Here is a 13,854-nt window from a genome sequence, read left to right on the forward strand (position 1 = left end):
TATGAGTTTCTTTTTTTAAAGCACCTTCTTTACTTCCTTTATTGCTTTAATTTTAAACAACTTCTTCCCGGTTTAAACTAAATATTTCTTCTCCAATATCATCTAGTTTAGCAAGAACACCCTCAACTCCAGATTCTATCATTTCAGCTCTTTCTCTACTTGATATTGGAACTACCCATAAAAAAGTAGTATTTGATTCTCTATATTGGGGTAATTTAACTTCTGGCAGCACTTTGAGCTTATTGGTAAGTATGCCAAAATTAAATTTTTCATTAACTCCAGTTTGAAACCCTACTGTATGGCCTTCTGCTAAAAAAGTAACATAATCCCATGGTATTGCCGTCATTCCGCTTATAGAGCTCGCAATTTTATTTACCTGGTCGTTGTTCAATGCAGACTTTATAATAACTCCAAGTTCTATTCTATTAACATCACTTGTATTTTCAAAATACATCTCTATTTTGGGCTGTGGTCGCAATGATACAGCTACTGTTGCAAAAACAACTTTTTCTGCGCCTTGATTTACATAAAGACCTTTTGGAGGCCATTCTGAATTATCAATCGCATAATACTTCTCACTTTTTCCAAATATTGTGTCGTAATAATTTAAAATTTCGGGCTGCAGAAACATAAAAGGGTTCACTTCTTCATCCCATGATTTTAAAAATTCGGCAGAACGTTTAACACGTGTGTGCATTTCATTATCTTCTGAAAGTTCCCAGGCAAAATCGCCTGTTCCTTTACAATCGCGAGCGTATCCGTAAAATCCGCCATTACCTCCCCAAGCAGGAATTATACATAAGATTTCTCCGTTTTCCAATAATGCCGCTCCATCTCCTTCTTCCAACCAAACAATTTCCAGATTATTAGCATTAAGTTCTTCCTGTCCTTCGCGAAATTTGCAAAATTCTTTGATTAACATAGGCGGAACACCTTTTTCCATCAATTTTGTCTCTATTTCATCTGGCGCCGCATTTAAATTTCTGATCCAGCAGCTTTTTGTGCCAAAATCTTCATTATCTCCAAACAAGTAAAAGTAGGCAGTTCTATTATCCTGCTCTACAATTGCAGTTATTGGACATCCAGGACTTCTTAGCTCAAGAATAACCTTAGGCTTTTCAATTTTATTATTATTTCTACTAAATAATCCCATGTTTGTATATTTATTATTTTCAAATTAAAATTACACTTTAAGTAACGTTTTATCAAGAAAACACTATTAAGTTTAAACTAAAATAATGCTTTTTAATTTGAGTTAGCAGGAACTTATGTCGAAACTCATGAAAAAGTAATTTATAATTTCATTTATAGAATGAGCGTTTTTCTCGTTTAGATCAGCTCAATGACTAGTTTAAAGCTATAAAGTACATTTTTTAAAATTGTCTGCTAAATTTAGTGAGCGGGACACTCAAAAAAAAATCCCATTTGTGAAACAAATGGGATTCCTTTATTTTAAAACCAAATCGACTGATGTAAGATATCATCAAAAGAATTATTTCTAACAAATAACACTAATCGTATCAAATGATAAAAGGCGAGGAAATAAGCCATATTATAGGCTAATTTTCGATTGTATAAAAGCCCTGTAAAATATTCTTTTTTGGTAATGATTTCTGTGGTCAGTATAATAATAGTCAGCCAGCAAAATACAATAACAAAAGGCCCTAAAATATGATAACTAACACTTTTATAAATATCTCCGTGATAGAAATACACTAAAGATTTTGTTATCCCACAACCCGGACAGGGAAAACCTGAAATCATCTTAAAAGGACAAAACGACTGATCTGTCTCTAAATGATCATTGTGGTTGTTAAGCATTAAGAAAAACGGAATTATCAGTGTAATTCCTGCACCGATAATTCCGTAAACTTTACGCTTTACTCTGCTATTATTTGTATAATCTGTTGATATCACCTTGTACGATCATTGCAGCTGCAAAAGGAAAAAAGAATCCTAAAACAATTAATAAAGTAGACTGATCTTTTTGAAGCTCTCCTGTTCTTTCATACACTTTTGGCAATGCTTCTTTACCAGCCAAGTAATAAAAATAAATATTTACCGGTGTACAACATCCTGCAAAAATTGCAATAGGTTGCGAAATAACTTCTTTTCCGGCAACAGCATTCAAAACCTCGGATACTTTAATATTCCAGTAAATTAAATATAGTCCACAAGTTAAAAATCCAAAAAGCAATACCATAACAGGATCTACCTTAAATACCGGAATTGACTCATTAAAATTGTTAGATGTTTCTTGTAAATTATTCTCCATTGTTTGTAATTAAATATTATGATTCAATGTTTCCTATCTCGTTAATTTCATTAAATTCATTTTTAGGATCCGCACCATATTCATTTGCTCCTTTATCTCCTTCAGTACAAGCTAAAATTAAATTGTAGATTGGAATAAGAAGGAACCATCCGCTTTTACCCACATCATGCATTCTTCTAACACCAACTGCAATAGAAGGAATTAGAACTGCCAGACTGTATACATTTGCAGCTAAACCTAAAGTAGGTGAAATTAATCCTAGAACAAATGCCAAACCAAAACTGATAATAAAATTCGCTAAGAAAAACATCCAATATTCCTTTCTTCTTGCTCGTCCGTCGAAATTTGCGTAGTTCTCAAAAACCACTTTTTTGTACCATTCAATCATAATTATAAATTTAGTTAGTTAATTCCTACTCTTTGGATTTTCGGCTACTCCTTATTTTTGGAAACAATATTATTAAAAATTAACCTTATAAACTAATTATCTTACGTAAATTATACAGAAAAAACTCGTTATAAAATTCCAAAAAAAAGACAAACAAAGCTCTGCGATCTCCTATCCTGCTTACTTTGAGTAAAGTGCCTTGATTTTATCGACAATTACCTGCGCCAGACGTTCGTGACTTTCAAAAGTCCAACCGGCAATATGAGGCGTTAGCAATACATTCTTAGCTTCTAAAAGATACTGAAAAGCTTCTGGAGTATTTTTATCCTGAAATAAAGTTTCAAAGGATAATTTTTCATACTCTAAAACATCCAAACCTGCACCCAAAATCTTTTTAGACTTCATTGCCGCTACCAAATCTGCCGTTACGATATTTTTGCCACGTGATGTATTTACAATCCAAAATGGCTTTGCAAAAGCATTTATAAAATTAGTATTAACCATTTTATCCGTCTCAGGAGTCCACGGAAGATGCAAACTCAATACATCTGCTTTTTGTTGCAATTCGTGTAATGAAACTTGTCTGGCGTTTTCGTCACCAATATTTTCTAAGATGTCATAAAAAATAACCTCCGTCTCAAAACCACGAAGTTTTTTAGCGAAAGCTTTCCCCATGTTTCCATAACCAATAATCCCTACTGTTTTGCCATCTAATTCATGACCGCGATTACTTTCACGATTCCATTGTCCCGCTTTAATTTCGGCGTCGGCCTGATTCAAATTATTAAATAAAGATAAAATTACACCTAATGAATGTTCTGCAACAGCGTTGCGATTACCTTCCGGAGCCGCAATTAAATGAATCTTTTTTGTTTCGGCATAATCACAATCGATACTTTCTAATCCCGCGCCAACTCTGGCAATAAACTGTAAATTGGTCGCCTTGTCGAGAAAGGTTTTATCAATTTTAAAACGGCTTCGAATTACGATTCCGTTATAATCCTGAATTTTAGCCTCGATTTCTTCTTTAGAAGATTTAAAATCGGCGTGGTTTTCAAAACCGGCATCTTCTAATTGTTGCCAAAGAATTGGGTTATTGCTGTCGATATGCAGAATTTTTATGCTCATTGTAGTTGTTTTTATGGGGACAAAAATACGGCTAATTCTTTATATTTTCCTTTTATTACTCATCGAACAAAATGTAAAGCAAGCCAAAAATGGTATTAAAATATTTTTTGATTAGTCTAAAAGATAAGCAAACGAATAGAACACATATGGCGAATCGTATTTTATGACTCCTGTCGTTAGCTGACCATTTGATTCTGTCATTCTAAACTCAGTAAGCGCAGCATAACCCGGTGTTTGAAACTGACGAATTAGACGTCCCTCTTTATTTATCACGAAAATTGCCACGCTTTGTTTTTCATCTCCATTAGATTTCTCCGTTAAGTACAACCAAAACACAAAATCTCCATTGGCACGTTTAAATCCTTCTGCACTATTGATGTACGGTACTTCGTAATTATCCGGGAATACAAATTGTATTTGCCATAAAGCTGTATTATCTGAACTCAGTTTTTCGAATATGATTTTATTCGAAAACATTTCTTTTTGCTTAAAGTTATACGTTTCCTTTTTTACTTCATCTTTATAAAATGTAACCGTCGACCAGGTTTCTTCTTTTGCTGGTTCAACAACAGATTCCTGGGTTTCTGTTGCAGAAGTTTCTGTTTCGCTTTCCTCTTCATCACTTTCCTCAGGTGCCGATGGTCCGCGATAAACAGATTCGTAAGGTTCTTTATCTGACTTGTCTGTAGTAACTTTTAAATCTGAGTTTATTGTAAATCTTTTATTCGTTGCAAAATAGGAACCATCGGCACTTGTGTTTTCTGTTCCTTCAATATACAAACCACCATCACTATTCAATTTTATTTTATCTATTTTCGTATCTACGTACTGGTCAAAAACATTGATTTTTACAAGTTTAAGATTAGTGTCGAGTATTGCGACAAACGGCATTTGCTCCACTTCAGACTTTCCAACTTGTCCATAAACACAGATTTTACCTTTCAGATATTCTACCGAAAAATTACCTGTTGGTATATACGAAATACCTTTTTCCTGAAAAGATTTTAGGAATATCGATTCCATTGATTTACTAACCGTTTCATAACCTGAGTAGGTATTATTAAATTTTAATTTATCGATATGATATTCTTTTAAGTTATAGCGCACTCTTCCTTCGCCAGTTTGTTCTTCAACGGACTGAGTTAAAGTTCTATCTTCTTTTTTGATAAATAATGTAAACCCGCCCTGATTGTCTGTTTCAACCTCAGTGGTAAAAAGTTCATACTTTGTTTTAGGTTTTAATGCCAGTTTTTGCTTTTTTATTTCTTTCCCTTCTTTATCGAGTATTAAAACAAAAGCAGCTGTATTGTTACGATTTTCATCACTTTCTTCGATAACGAAAAGCATATTTCCGTTGGCTAATGCATGAACGCCTTCAAGAGATCCGGTTTTCATATCCCATTTATATTGCCATAATTCGGGTGAATTGTATTTTTTCGAAAAATGAATAACTGATTTAACTTTCAGTTTTTCATTGCCAGTTATCGGCTCATCCTTTTGATAGTTTTTGTCAATACTTACAGGAATGGTCTTTTTTTCAGAGATTTCCCCATCATTTTGAGTGTTTTCTTTTTTACAGGAAATTTGAATCAGAATAAAAAAAAGTATTAAAGCGCGAGATAGACCTATTTTATAGTTCATTACGGTGGTTTTGGTTATTAAGAAGCACGAAAATACTATTATTTTTTTAAGTTTTTTCTTAAATCAACAACGATTAAAAAGCTTCTAAAAAGCATCAAAATTTATTTTAAAGATGTTGTAAAGTCAAATAGAAACCTGCTGAATTTTTTATTGGTGAGATTTTTTTTAACTTTGAATAAATACGAATAGAGAAAATTTCTCTTTTTTAAATCTTCAGAAACCTCCGCAATGAAACTAACCAAGACTTTTAAAGCCTTTTTTGACAACGAAAAATCAGGAGGATTGCTCTTACTATTTGTTACGATTATATCTCTTTACTTGGCGAATTCTGCTGTTCAGACAGATTATATTGCTTTTTGGGAAAAAGACTTAGGCGGACATTCGATCACACACTGGATTAACGATGGTTTAATGACGATTTTCTTTTTATTGATTGGCCTGGAATTAGAACGCGAAATATATCATGGTGAACTATCAAGTATAAAAAACGCTTCACTACCAATTATGGCGGCTTTTGGCGGAATGCTTGTTCCCGCTGCTATTTTCCTGGCTTTAAATTTTGGAACTGCAACACAAAACGGAGCAGGAATTCCTATGGCAACTGATATAGCGTTTGCCATTGGGATTTTATCTCTTTTAGGAAAAAGAGTTCCAGCGTCATTAAAAGTTTTTTTAACCGCCTTGGCAGTTATTGATGATTTGGGCGCTATTGTAGTTATTGCCATTTTCTATACGACTACAATCGCTTTTGTAAATCTTGCCATTGCTTTAGGAATATGGGGCTTCTTGTTTATTTTGAATCGAATGAAAATTCAAAACCTGATTCCTTATTTAGTTGGAGGAATTGCCATGTGGTACTTTATGCTTAATTCTGGTGTTCACGCTACCATTACCGGTGTTATTCTGGCATTTGTAATTCCTTTTGGAGATGGCGGCGAAAAATCTTCCTCATATAAACTGCAGCACTTTTTACATAAGCCTGTTGCTTTTGTAATTTTACCGCTATTTGCCATTGCAAATACATGCATCGCGATAGAATCTGACTGGCATCAGGGGCTAAATCATCCTAATACATATGGTATTATTTTAGGTTTAGTGATAGGTAAACCGTTAGGGATTTTGCTCTTTTCTTCGATTGGAGTCAGTGCCGGCTTATGTGCTTTGCCAAAAAGTCTAAAATGGGCACATATTTTGGGCGCCGGAATGTTAGGCGGGATAGGTTTTACAATGTCGATTTTTATCACGCTCCTGGCTTTTAAAGATCCCGAGGTTATTGTTTTTTCTAAAATTGCCATCCTTATTGCATCCGTACTTTCCGGAATATTTGGATTTGTTTATTTGAAATATATTTTGACAAGAAATAAAACCACTTGATTTTATGAATTCGATATCTAAAATTACAGCTGTATTTGTACTTGCATTGCTAGTTTTGGCCTGCAATAATAAACCAAAACCTGCAATCGAAAAAGATGCTTCTACATCAAAATTTTCACTTCAAACAAACACAAATAAAGAATTGATTGAAGGTGTATATGAAACACAACCGGAATCCGATAATAGTGATGAGTGCCAAATTTCGATTGAAATAAGCAAAACGAAGACGAGCTATTCTTATTTTCTAAAAACAAAAAATCGAGAATTAAAAGGTATTGCCAATCTAACAACTAATGAATCCGGAGAGAAAATTATCGTTTTAGAAGGCATAGAATGGGATGAATATGAGGGTGATATTAGCCGTGAAGAAGAAAATGATTCTATCGCTGATTCAGGAACAAATTCTCAAGAATTAAAAATTCCTGTAGGAATTGGCGCGAGCTACACCAAAGATACTCTCACGATTCAGAATTACGGAAACGCTATGAATTCTTATACTAAGCTTTCAGAATGTGGCAGGAAATATATACAGCTGATTAAGAAATAAATTCCAATCTTTTGAAATTCCAAATTCCAAGTAACTAAAGCTGCAAATGAAGAAAATCTTGCATTAATAGTAGATTATTGTTCAAGAACACGTTATTAAATTCCAATTAACTACCATATTCATTTCGACCGAAGGAAGAAATCAAACGCGGGATTAGACAAAGATTGACAACTTCTTTGCGGAGTTTCTAGTGTGACTTCTTAGCGTCGAAGTGACAAACTATGACGATAACTAGCATCTCAAAAACAAAAAAAAATCCCAAACCTCAACAAAGTTGGAATTTGGGATTTTTAAAATATTTGAATTTCTTTAAAAACTAACCTTTGATTTGTTTCAAAGAAGTTTTAATACCTTTTATTAAAGATGAACTAAAGCCATTGTGTTCCATTTCATTCAATCCTACGATTGTACAGCCTTGCGGAGTTGTTACACGGTCGATTAATTGTTCAGGGTGTACTTTTTCCTCCAGTAACATTTTTGCAGCTCCTTTTACAGTTTGTGCTGCAATGGCTAATGCGGTTTGAGAATCAAAACCTATTTCGATTCCCGCTTGCATCGAAGCACGAATATATCTTAAAGCATAAGCTGTTCCGCATGCTCCAAGAACTGTTGCTGCATCCATCAGCTTTTCGTCGATTACAGGGGCAGTTCCTAAATCCTGAAACAAGTCAACAATTGGCAAAGCTTTTTCTCTGTCCTTTTCAGGAAAAGAAATACAGGTTGCCGATTCGCCAAACTGTGCGGCGATATTGGGCATAATACGAATTACCGGAAAAGCATTATTTGTTTTTTCCTGAAGTACATCCAAAGATAAACCGCTTACTGCCGAAGCAATTGTTTTGCCTTGAATTGCCGGCAAAATTTCAGCCAAAACAGTATCAACCTGATACGGTTTTATGGTTAAAATCACCACATCGGCCTCCTGAATATTATGTTTATTATCTGATGAAACTGTAATTCCGTACTCTGTTAAATATTGAATACTGGCGATGTTTCTTCTTGTAACGGTAACCTGGTTGTTTTTGGAGAATTTAGCAATTCCCAAGGCTATAGAAACCCCAAGATTTCCTCCCCCTATTATATGTACTTTCATTGCTTATTTATTGGCTGGTTAATAGCATATTTTTCAGCCACAAATTACACAGATTTTACAGATCTTAAATCACTGTATTCTACTAATTTGTTGCAAAAACTTAGAAACCAAGAATCAATTTGGCTACTCCAAAATAGAGCATAATTCCAAATACGTCATTGGTTGTAGTAATAAACGGACCTGTTGCGATTGCAGGGTCAATTTTATTTTTATGTAAAAATAGCGGCACCAGAGTTCCTAAAGTCGCAGCAAATAAAATTACTACAATCATCGAAATTGAAATCGCAATTCCCACCAAATATTGCTGGTACATTACAGAATGATAGGCCAATAAAAGTAATGATATGATAGTTCCTGAAATCATAGAAACACTAATTTCTTTACTAAAATAACCTCTGCTAAATTCTTTCAGCGTTCCGTTTGCCAATCCCTGCACCACAATTGCCGATGCCTGAACACCAATATTTCCTGCGGTTGCAGAAAGTAACGGTACAAAAATAATTAAGGTTGAATATTTTTGAAATGTAGCTTCGTTTCCTTTTAATACAAACGACGCCACAATTTCGATCACCATACCTATTAAAAGCCATGGCAAACGTGCTTTTGTAAGTTCAAGAACACTATCATTAGATTCTACGTCCTGTGTAATACCTGCCGCTAACTGATAATCTTTATCTGCCTCATCCTTGATGACATCTAAGATGTCATCAATAGTAATCCTGCCTACTAAACGTCCAAGTTCATCTACAACCGGAATTGCCTCCAAATCGTATTTTTGCATGATACGTGCTACCTCAACATCTTCGGTATCTACGTTTACAAAATTTAATTTTCGGATATAAATGTCACCAATTTGAGTTTTGGTAGAAGTTGTCAATAAATCTTTTAATGATAATCTGCCCTTTAAGCGGTTTTCATCATCAACAACATAAATAGAGTGTACTCTTGAAACATTTTCTGCCTGAATACGCATTTCTTTTACACAAGTTAGCACATTCCAGTTTTCATTGACTTTTACCAACTCCTTTCCCATCAAACCACCGGCAGAATTTTCGTCGTAACGCAACAAATCGACAATGTCTTTTGCGTGTTCTACGTCAAGCATCTCGGAGATTACCTCGGCTTTTATTTCCTGAGAAAGTTCACCAATAATATCGGCCGCATCATTTGTTTCAAGCTCATCAAGCTCCTCTGCAATTTCTTTAGGCGAAAGTCGGCTTAAGATGTTTTCACGCAGGTCATCTTCCAGTTCAAGAAGAATTTCGGCTGTTTTATCACTATCTAAAACCTTAAAGATATAAGTTGCCTCGTCAAAATCCAGTTCATCGAGGATTTCGGCTATATCGGCATGGTGCAGATCATTCAATAAAACTTCAAGTGCTTTGTCGTTTTTATTAACAATATGCTCTTCTAACTGGTGGATTAATTCTTTGCTAACTTTGAACTCCATCGGCTTCTATTTTTTGAGTCAAAACAATAAATTCGTCTACGCTAAGCTGCTCAGGACGCTTATCAAAGATAGTGTCTAATCGCAATTCATCAGATAAATTTAATGTTTTCAAACTGTTACGTAATGTTTTTCGTCTTTGCTGAAAAGCAGTTTTTACAACTGTAAAAAACAACCTTTCACCACACGGAAGGCTATAATCTTCTTTTCGGGTCATTTTCATCACACCCGACTTGACCTTGGGCGGAGGAATAAAAACGTTTTCATCTACGGTAAACAGATACTCTGTATCATAGAAAGCCTGGGCCAATACGGATAAGATTCCATAAGCCTTTGAGCCTTTTTTCTCGCAAATTCTTTCAGCAACTTCTTTTTGAAACATCCCCGAAAATTCCGGAATCTGATGTTTGAATTCTAAAGTTCTAAAAACGATTTGCGTTGAAATATTATAAGGAAAATTTCCAATAATAGCGAATTGTTTATTTTCATAAACCTCGTTTATATTGTATTTCAGGAAATCCTGAGAGATAATTTTATCTTTTAGTTTTGGATAATTTTCACCCAAATACACCACAGACTCTCCATCAATCTCAATCACGTGCGTGTTAACGGGTTTGTCAAGCAAATACTTAGTCAACACACCCATCCCCGGTCCTATTTCTAAAACCTCATCATATCCTTTTAAACTTAAAGTATCTGCAATTGCTTTGGCGATACTTTCATCTTTCAGGAAATGTTGTCCTAAATGTTTTTTGGCTTTTACTTTTTCCATTTTCTTTTTTATTTGCCGCGAAGGCACTAAGGTATTTTTGCCACTAAGGCGCTAAGTCACAAAGTTTTATTTTTTATTAATTTCTCGTAACTGTTGAATATCTAATAAATCCTTTGCTCTATTTGCTTTAATTTTACTTGTGATCAAATCCTCTAAAGACAGTACATTCCATTTTAAAAATGTTTTGCCATTAACTGTTGTTTCCTCACTATCATTATAAGCCTCTTCAAAAGTTTTGTTTACCGAAAATTTGGTTATCAATTCCAAATCTAAATCAACAGGAGAAAATTTTATTGATATATTTTGTTGTTGTTGTTTTACATTTTCAGGAAAATCATCAATTTCATATCCCATCTCATTAAAAACAAGCACCAACTTCTTAAAATTTTCATCGGTCGTTTCTATCCAAAAATCTACATCTGCTGAGTGTCTCTGATATCCATGAAAATTTACAGCTCCACCACCCACCATAAGCATTCGGACATTATGTTTGGCAGCTAATGCAATAAATTCATCAATATTCTGATCCCAAAGCTTTGACATTCTATTTTGATTTTATAACAATTATAAAATTGTCTTTGTTTTTGTCTACTTTATTCTTCACAGGAAATCTGCTTATTCTCTCACTTAAGCGTAAAAAACTATAAAATCTTTCAACTTTAGACAACTTCAAAAAATCTTCTTGCTGTTGCTTATTACTTTCTTCTTTTGTTTGAAATCTAATTTCCATAATTTTCTATTTTTACTGAGACTGAAAACTTAGATTTTAATGCTCCGAAATCACTTCTAACTCTGTTCTGAAAGAAAGCATTTTATCTGCAAACAATCCTAAAGCTTCCTGATGAAATTTTGGTTCGTCTTCGATATAATATTGATCTAAAGTTTCTTTACTATCGGTAACATATTGAACAGAATACGTAATTCCGCCCATTTCTTCTTCTATTAAAACCCTAACAATTCTTGCCGAAGAAAATTTATTGGTAGCCAGAATTTCCGGTATGTGTTTTTCCTGCATCCATTTTAACCATTGGTCATGAACGCTCTCGTGTATATTGGTAGTAACGTTGTATATAATCATTTTTTTAGATTTTGGACTTCTTAGACATTAGACTACTTAGATTTTAGAAAAGTCTAAAAATCTAAGTAGTCTAACAATCTAAAGATCTATTTTATAAATTCTTGTCTCCTCTTAACTCTCGGTATTTTTTTCTGGCATCAACAAAGTAAATACTGTCCTGATGATTAAAAATTACCTTTTCATACAAAGGTTTTGCTTTTTCTGTATCTTTCAATTCGTCATTGTAAATTTCTGCCGAAAAAAACAGCGCCTCATCTACATAAATTCCGTCACTATGATTATCAATGATCTGTTGGTATTGGCTTAAAGCCGAATTAAAATCCTTTTGACTTTCATAAATTTTACCTAAACGCAACAATGTTACAGCTTCTATTTCTTGCCCTTTAAAGCTTTTTAAAATACTCTGAAACTGAGCAATTGCTTCGGTTTTTTTATTCTGATAAATTAAAAAATCACCTTTTGCGAATTGTTTCAATGCCGTTTGTGTCGAATCAGCAACGGTATTATCATTAATCAATAAAAAGTATTCCAGAGCATCATTGGCAATCAATTGTGTGTTTGCTGCTTTCAGCTCTTTAAATTGCTTCAAAGCCCACTCAAAATCGCCTTTGTAATAACTTGTTTTTGCCGCTTTTAAACTGGCTTCGTGCGCCATGATATCATTCTTTAAATCCAATTGAATTTGCGAATAATAAATCAACGCCTGATTGAACTTTTCTTCTAAAAGCAAGATGTCCGCCAACTCCATCTTCGCATCTGCTTTTTGATAATCATTCAAGTTTAATTCTAATGCTTTTTTAACGATTGCCTTTCCTTCTTCAGTCTTTTTAAGATTAAAAGCCAGGAAATGCGCCTGAATTATTTGCAAAGATAAGGTAAAAGGAGTTATTTCATAGGTTGCAAGCAATTGTTGTAACTCTGTATTGATAATTGGATAGTCTTTTTCCTGTGCTTTCTCGATTTTAATTTGCATTAAATACGAATTGGTCTGAATCAATAAGTCTAAATCTTTGGTATTTAAAAGAATAAAATTCAGAATTTCCGAAGCGGTCTCGGTGTCATCTTCATTCAAAGCAAACTGACTTAAATTAACAATACTCGAAAGCGATTCAGGTTCTCGTTTGTAAATGGCTTTTTCCTGTATAAAGGCTTTGCCAAATTCTTTTTGCTGTACATAAAACCAACTCAGGTAATGATTCCAGAATACATCCTGATCTTTTTGCGTTCTAAGAATTAATGCTTTACGCATGGCATCTTTAAAAGCCGTATTATCTGTTTCGCCATTCATGAAACGGGATAATTGTGTCTGAATTAAATTGGCGTTTTGAGGACTATTGTATGATTCTGTCAATAAAAGTTCGATCATCTGATCGGTCTTTCCTAACTGACCGTACAACATCCCGATCTGGAAATTGAAATTATAATTTGGCTGTATCTGCATTGCGGTTTGATACGCTTTTAAGGCATATTCCAGCAATACTTTTTTCTCGAAAGAATTACCAATTCCGTAAACATCATTGGGACTTGTTTTTATTTTTTCGATTGCCTGCTCGTAGTAACCTTTGGCTTTAGCCTCATTTTTTTGCAATTGAAAATTATACCCTAATTCTACTAAAAAAACGCCTTGTTTGTATCTGTTATAGCGATCCTGAATCACTTTTTGAGCCAGATCAAACTGTTGCAATTGCTGATAACAATCGATCGTTCTTAAAAAATATTGGGTATTAGACGGTGAAATTTTCAGCAGCTCTTCATAACTGATTTTAGCTTTTTCGAAATCACCTTTGTCGTAGTAATATTGCGCCAGTTGCTCATTTTGTGAAAATGCAAAACCCGACCATAATAAAACGATATAAATAAAGATGTTTTTCATAATTCAGTCTTTTTTTCAGTTTACAGTCGCAGTCGCGGTATTCAGTCTCAGTTTTCAGTCTCAGTTTTAGGTTTTAGGTTTTCGGTCTCAACATTAGTGCAATTCACTGTAAACTGAGACTGTGACTATAAACTAGATTTCGGTCTCAACATTAGTGCAATTCACTGTAAACTGCGACTGTGACTGTAAACTAGATTTCGGTCTCAGTATTAGTGCAATTCACTGTAAACTGCGCCTG

Annotated in this window: 15 protein-coding genes; 2 read left to right on the forward strand and 13 right to left on the reverse strand. The window is 34.1% G+C overall.

Annotated elements, in window-relative coordinates; all coding sequences use genetic code 11:
- Positions 1–52: 52 nt before the first annotated feature.
- The 6 genes from B0M43_RS04200 to B0M43_RS04225 form a co-directional block, all read right to left on the reverse strand.
- Positions 53–1,153, reverse strand: a complete 1,101-nt coding sequence (locus tag B0M43_RS04200; protein ID WP_078006737.1) for a suppressor of fused domain protein — start codon at positions 1,151–1,153, stop codon at positions 53–55.
- A 299-nt stretch (positions 1,154–1,452) separates the two neighbouring features.
- Positions 1,453–1,917 (reverse strand): DUF2752 domain-containing protein, encoded by a 465-nt coding sequence (locus B0M43_RS04205; protein WP_078006736.1) that lies wholly within the window; start codon positions 1,915–1,917, stop codon positions 1,453–1,455.
- Positions 1,892–2,275, reverse strand: a complete 384-nt coding sequence (locus B0M43_RS04210; protein WP_078006735.1) for a DUF4234 domain-containing protein — start codon at positions 2,273–2,275, stop codon at positions 1,892–1,894. The genes B0M43_RS04205 and B0M43_RS04210 overlap by 26 nt, the downstream gene beginning before the upstream one ends.
- A 16-nt stretch (positions 2,276–2,291) precedes the next feature.
- Complete coding sequence (locus B0M43_RS04215) at positions 2,292–2,663, reverse strand: DUF805 domain-containing protein (RefSeq protein ID WP_199727151.1); 372 nt, start codon at positions 2,661–2,663, stop codon at positions 2,292–2,294.
- A gap of 180 nt (positions 2,664–2,843) precedes the next feature.
- On the reverse strand, positions 2,844–3,791 hold the full coding sequence (locus B0M43_RS04220) for a 2-hydroxyacid dehydrogenase (protein WP_078006734.1): 948 nt from the start codon (positions 3,789–3,791) through the stop codon (positions 2,844–2,846).
- 111 nt (positions 3,792–3,902) lie between these two features.
- Positions 3,903–5,432: a hypothetical protein gene (locus B0M43_RS04225; RefSeq protein ID WP_078006733.1), complete on the reverse strand. Its 1,530-nt coding sequence runs from the start codon at positions 5,430–5,432 to the stop codon at positions 3,903–3,905.
- 228 nt (positions 5,433–5,660) lie between these two features.
- On the opposite strand from B0M43_RS04225, the gene nhaA reads away from it, so the two are divergent.
- Positions 5,661–6,806 carry a Na+/H+ antiporter NhaA gene (nhaA, locus tag B0M43_RS04230; RefSeq protein WP_078006732.1) on the forward strand — a complete coding sequence of 382 codons (1,146 nt, stop codon included), beginning with the start codon at positions 5,661–5,663 and terminating at the stop codon, positions 6,804–6,806.
- 4 nt (positions 6,807–6,810) lie between these two features.
- The gene (locus B0M43_RS04235; protein ID WP_078006731.1) at positions 6,811–7,353 is read left to right on the forward strand and encodes a hypothetical protein; all 543 of its coding nucleotides are present in this window, start codon (positions 6,811–6,813) and stop codon (positions 7,351–7,353) included.
- A 316-nt stretch (positions 7,354–7,669) separates the two neighbouring features.
- Here B0M43_RS04235 and proC read toward each other — a convergent pair whose 3' ends face one another.
- From proC to B0M43_RS04270, 7 genes are all read right to left on the reverse strand, one after another.
- The gene (gene proC, locus B0M43_RS04240; RefSeq protein ID WP_078006730.1) at positions 7,670–8,446 is read right to left on the reverse strand and encodes a pyrroline-5-carboxylate reductase; all 777 of its coding nucleotides are present in this window, start codon (positions 8,444–8,446) and stop codon (positions 7,670–7,672) included.
- 100 nt (positions 8,447–8,546) lie between these two features.
- Positions 8,547–9,896 carry a magnesium transporter gene (gene mgtE / locus B0M43_RS04245; RefSeq protein ID WP_065451944.1) on the reverse strand — a complete coding sequence of 450 codons (1,350 nt, stop codon included), beginning with the start codon at positions 9,894–9,896 and terminating at the stop codon, positions 8,547–8,549.
- Positions 9,880–10,665 carry a 16S rRNA (adenine(1518)-N(6)/adenine(1519)-N(6))-dimethyltransferase RsmA gene (gene rsmA / locus B0M43_RS04250; protein ID WP_056248114.1) on the reverse strand — a complete coding sequence of 262 codons (786 nt, stop codon included), beginning with the start codon at positions 10,663–10,665 and terminating at the stop codon, positions 9,880–9,882. The genes mgtE and rsmA overlap by 17 nt, the downstream gene beginning before the upstream one ends.
- Before the next feature lie 66 nt (positions 10,666–10,731).
- Entirely contained in the window at positions 10,732–11,208 is a 477-nt protein-coding gene (locus tag B0M43_RS04255; RefSeq protein WP_078006729.1) for a nucleotidyl transferase AbiEii/AbiGii toxin family protein, read from the reverse strand.
- A gap of 1 nt (position 11,209) precedes the next feature.
- Entirely contained in the window at positions 11,210–11,395 is a 186-nt protein-coding gene (locus tag B0M43_RS04260) for a hypothetical protein (RefSeq protein WP_065451942.1), read from the reverse strand.
- A gap of 36 nt (positions 11,396–11,431) precedes the next feature.
- Positions 11,432–11,743 carry a DUF4286 family protein gene (locus tag B0M43_RS04265; protein ID WP_055094228.1) on the reverse strand — a complete coding sequence of 104 codons (312 nt, stop codon included), beginning with the start codon at positions 11,741–11,743 and terminating at the stop codon, positions 11,432–11,434.
- Between the two features lie 91 nt (positions 11,744–11,834).
- Positions 11,835–13,616 carry a tetratricopeptide repeat protein gene (locus tag B0M43_RS04270; RefSeq protein ID WP_078006728.1) on the reverse strand — a complete coding sequence of 594 codons (1,782 nt, stop codon included), beginning with the start codon at positions 13,614–13,616 and terminating at the stop codon, positions 11,835–11,837.
- Positions 13,617–13,854: the final 238 nt, after the last annotated feature.

It is taken from the genome of Flavobacterium sp. KBS0721 (assembly GCF_002007065.3).
GTDB classification, from domain to species: Bacteria; Bacteroidota; Bacteroidia; order Flavobacteriales; family Flavobacteriaceae; genus Flavobacterium; species Flavobacterium piscis.

What these genes read in the sequence shown, in the direction of transcription:
- B0M43_RS04255 (WP_078006729.1), bottom strand. Translation starts at nt 11,208, where the DNA reads ATGTCAAAGCTTTGGGATCAGAATATTGATGAATTTATTGCATTAGCT.
- B0M43_RS04265 (WP_055094228.1), bottom strand. Translation starts at nt 11,743, where the DNA reads ATGATTATATACAACGTTACTACCAATATACACGAGAGCGTTCATGAC.
- B0M43_RS04270 (WP_078006728.1), bottom strand. Translation starts at nt 13,616, where the DNA reads ATGAAAAACATCTTTATTTATATCGTTTTATTATGGTCGGGTTTTGCA.
- B0M43_RS04220 (WP_078006734.1), bottom strand. Translation starts at nt 3,791, where the DNA reads ATGAGCATAAAAATTCTGCATATCGACAGCAATAACCCAATTCTTTGG.
- B0M43_RS04260 (WP_065451942.1), bottom strand. Translation starts at nt 11,395, where the DNA reads ATGGAAATTAGATTTCAAACAAAAGAAGAAAGTAATAAGCAACAGCAA.
- proC (WP_078006730.1), bottom strand. Translation starts at nt 8,446, where the DNA reads ATGAAAGTACATATAATAGGGGGAGGAAATCTTGGGGTTTCTATAGCC.
- mgtE (WP_065451944.1), bottom strand. Translation starts at nt 9,896, where the DNA reads ATGGAGTTCAAAGTTAGCAAAGAATTAATCCACCAGTTAGAAGAGCAT.
- B0M43_RS04235 (WP_078006731.1), top strand. Translation starts at nt 6,811, where the DNA reads ATGAATTCGATATCTAAAATTACAGCTGTATTTGTACTTGCATTGCTA.
- nhaA (WP_078006732.1), top strand. Translation starts at nt 5,661, where the DNA reads ATGAAACTAACCAAGACTTTTAAAGCCTTTTTTGACAACGAAAAATCA.
- B0M43_RS04200 (WP_078006737.1), bottom strand. Translation starts at nt 1,153, where the DNA reads ATGGGATTATTTAGTAGAAATAATAATAAAATTGAAAAGCCTAAGGTT.
- B0M43_RS04225 (WP_078006733.1), bottom strand. Translation starts at nt 5,432, where the DNA reads ATGAACTATAAAATAGGTCTATCTCGCGCTTTAATACTTTTTTTTATT.
- B0M43_RS04210 (WP_078006735.1), bottom strand. Translation starts at nt 2,275, where the DNA reads ATGGAGAATAATTTACAAGAAACATCTAACAATTTTAATGAGTCAATT.
- rsmA (WP_056248114.1), bottom strand. Translation starts at nt 10,665, where the DNA reads ATGGAAAAAGTAAAAGCCAAAAAACATTTAGGACAACATTTCCTGAAA.
- B0M43_RS04215 (WP_199727151.1), bottom strand. Translation starts at nt 2,663, where the DNA reads ATGATTGAATGGTACAAAAAAGTGGTTTTTGAGAACTACGCAAATTTC.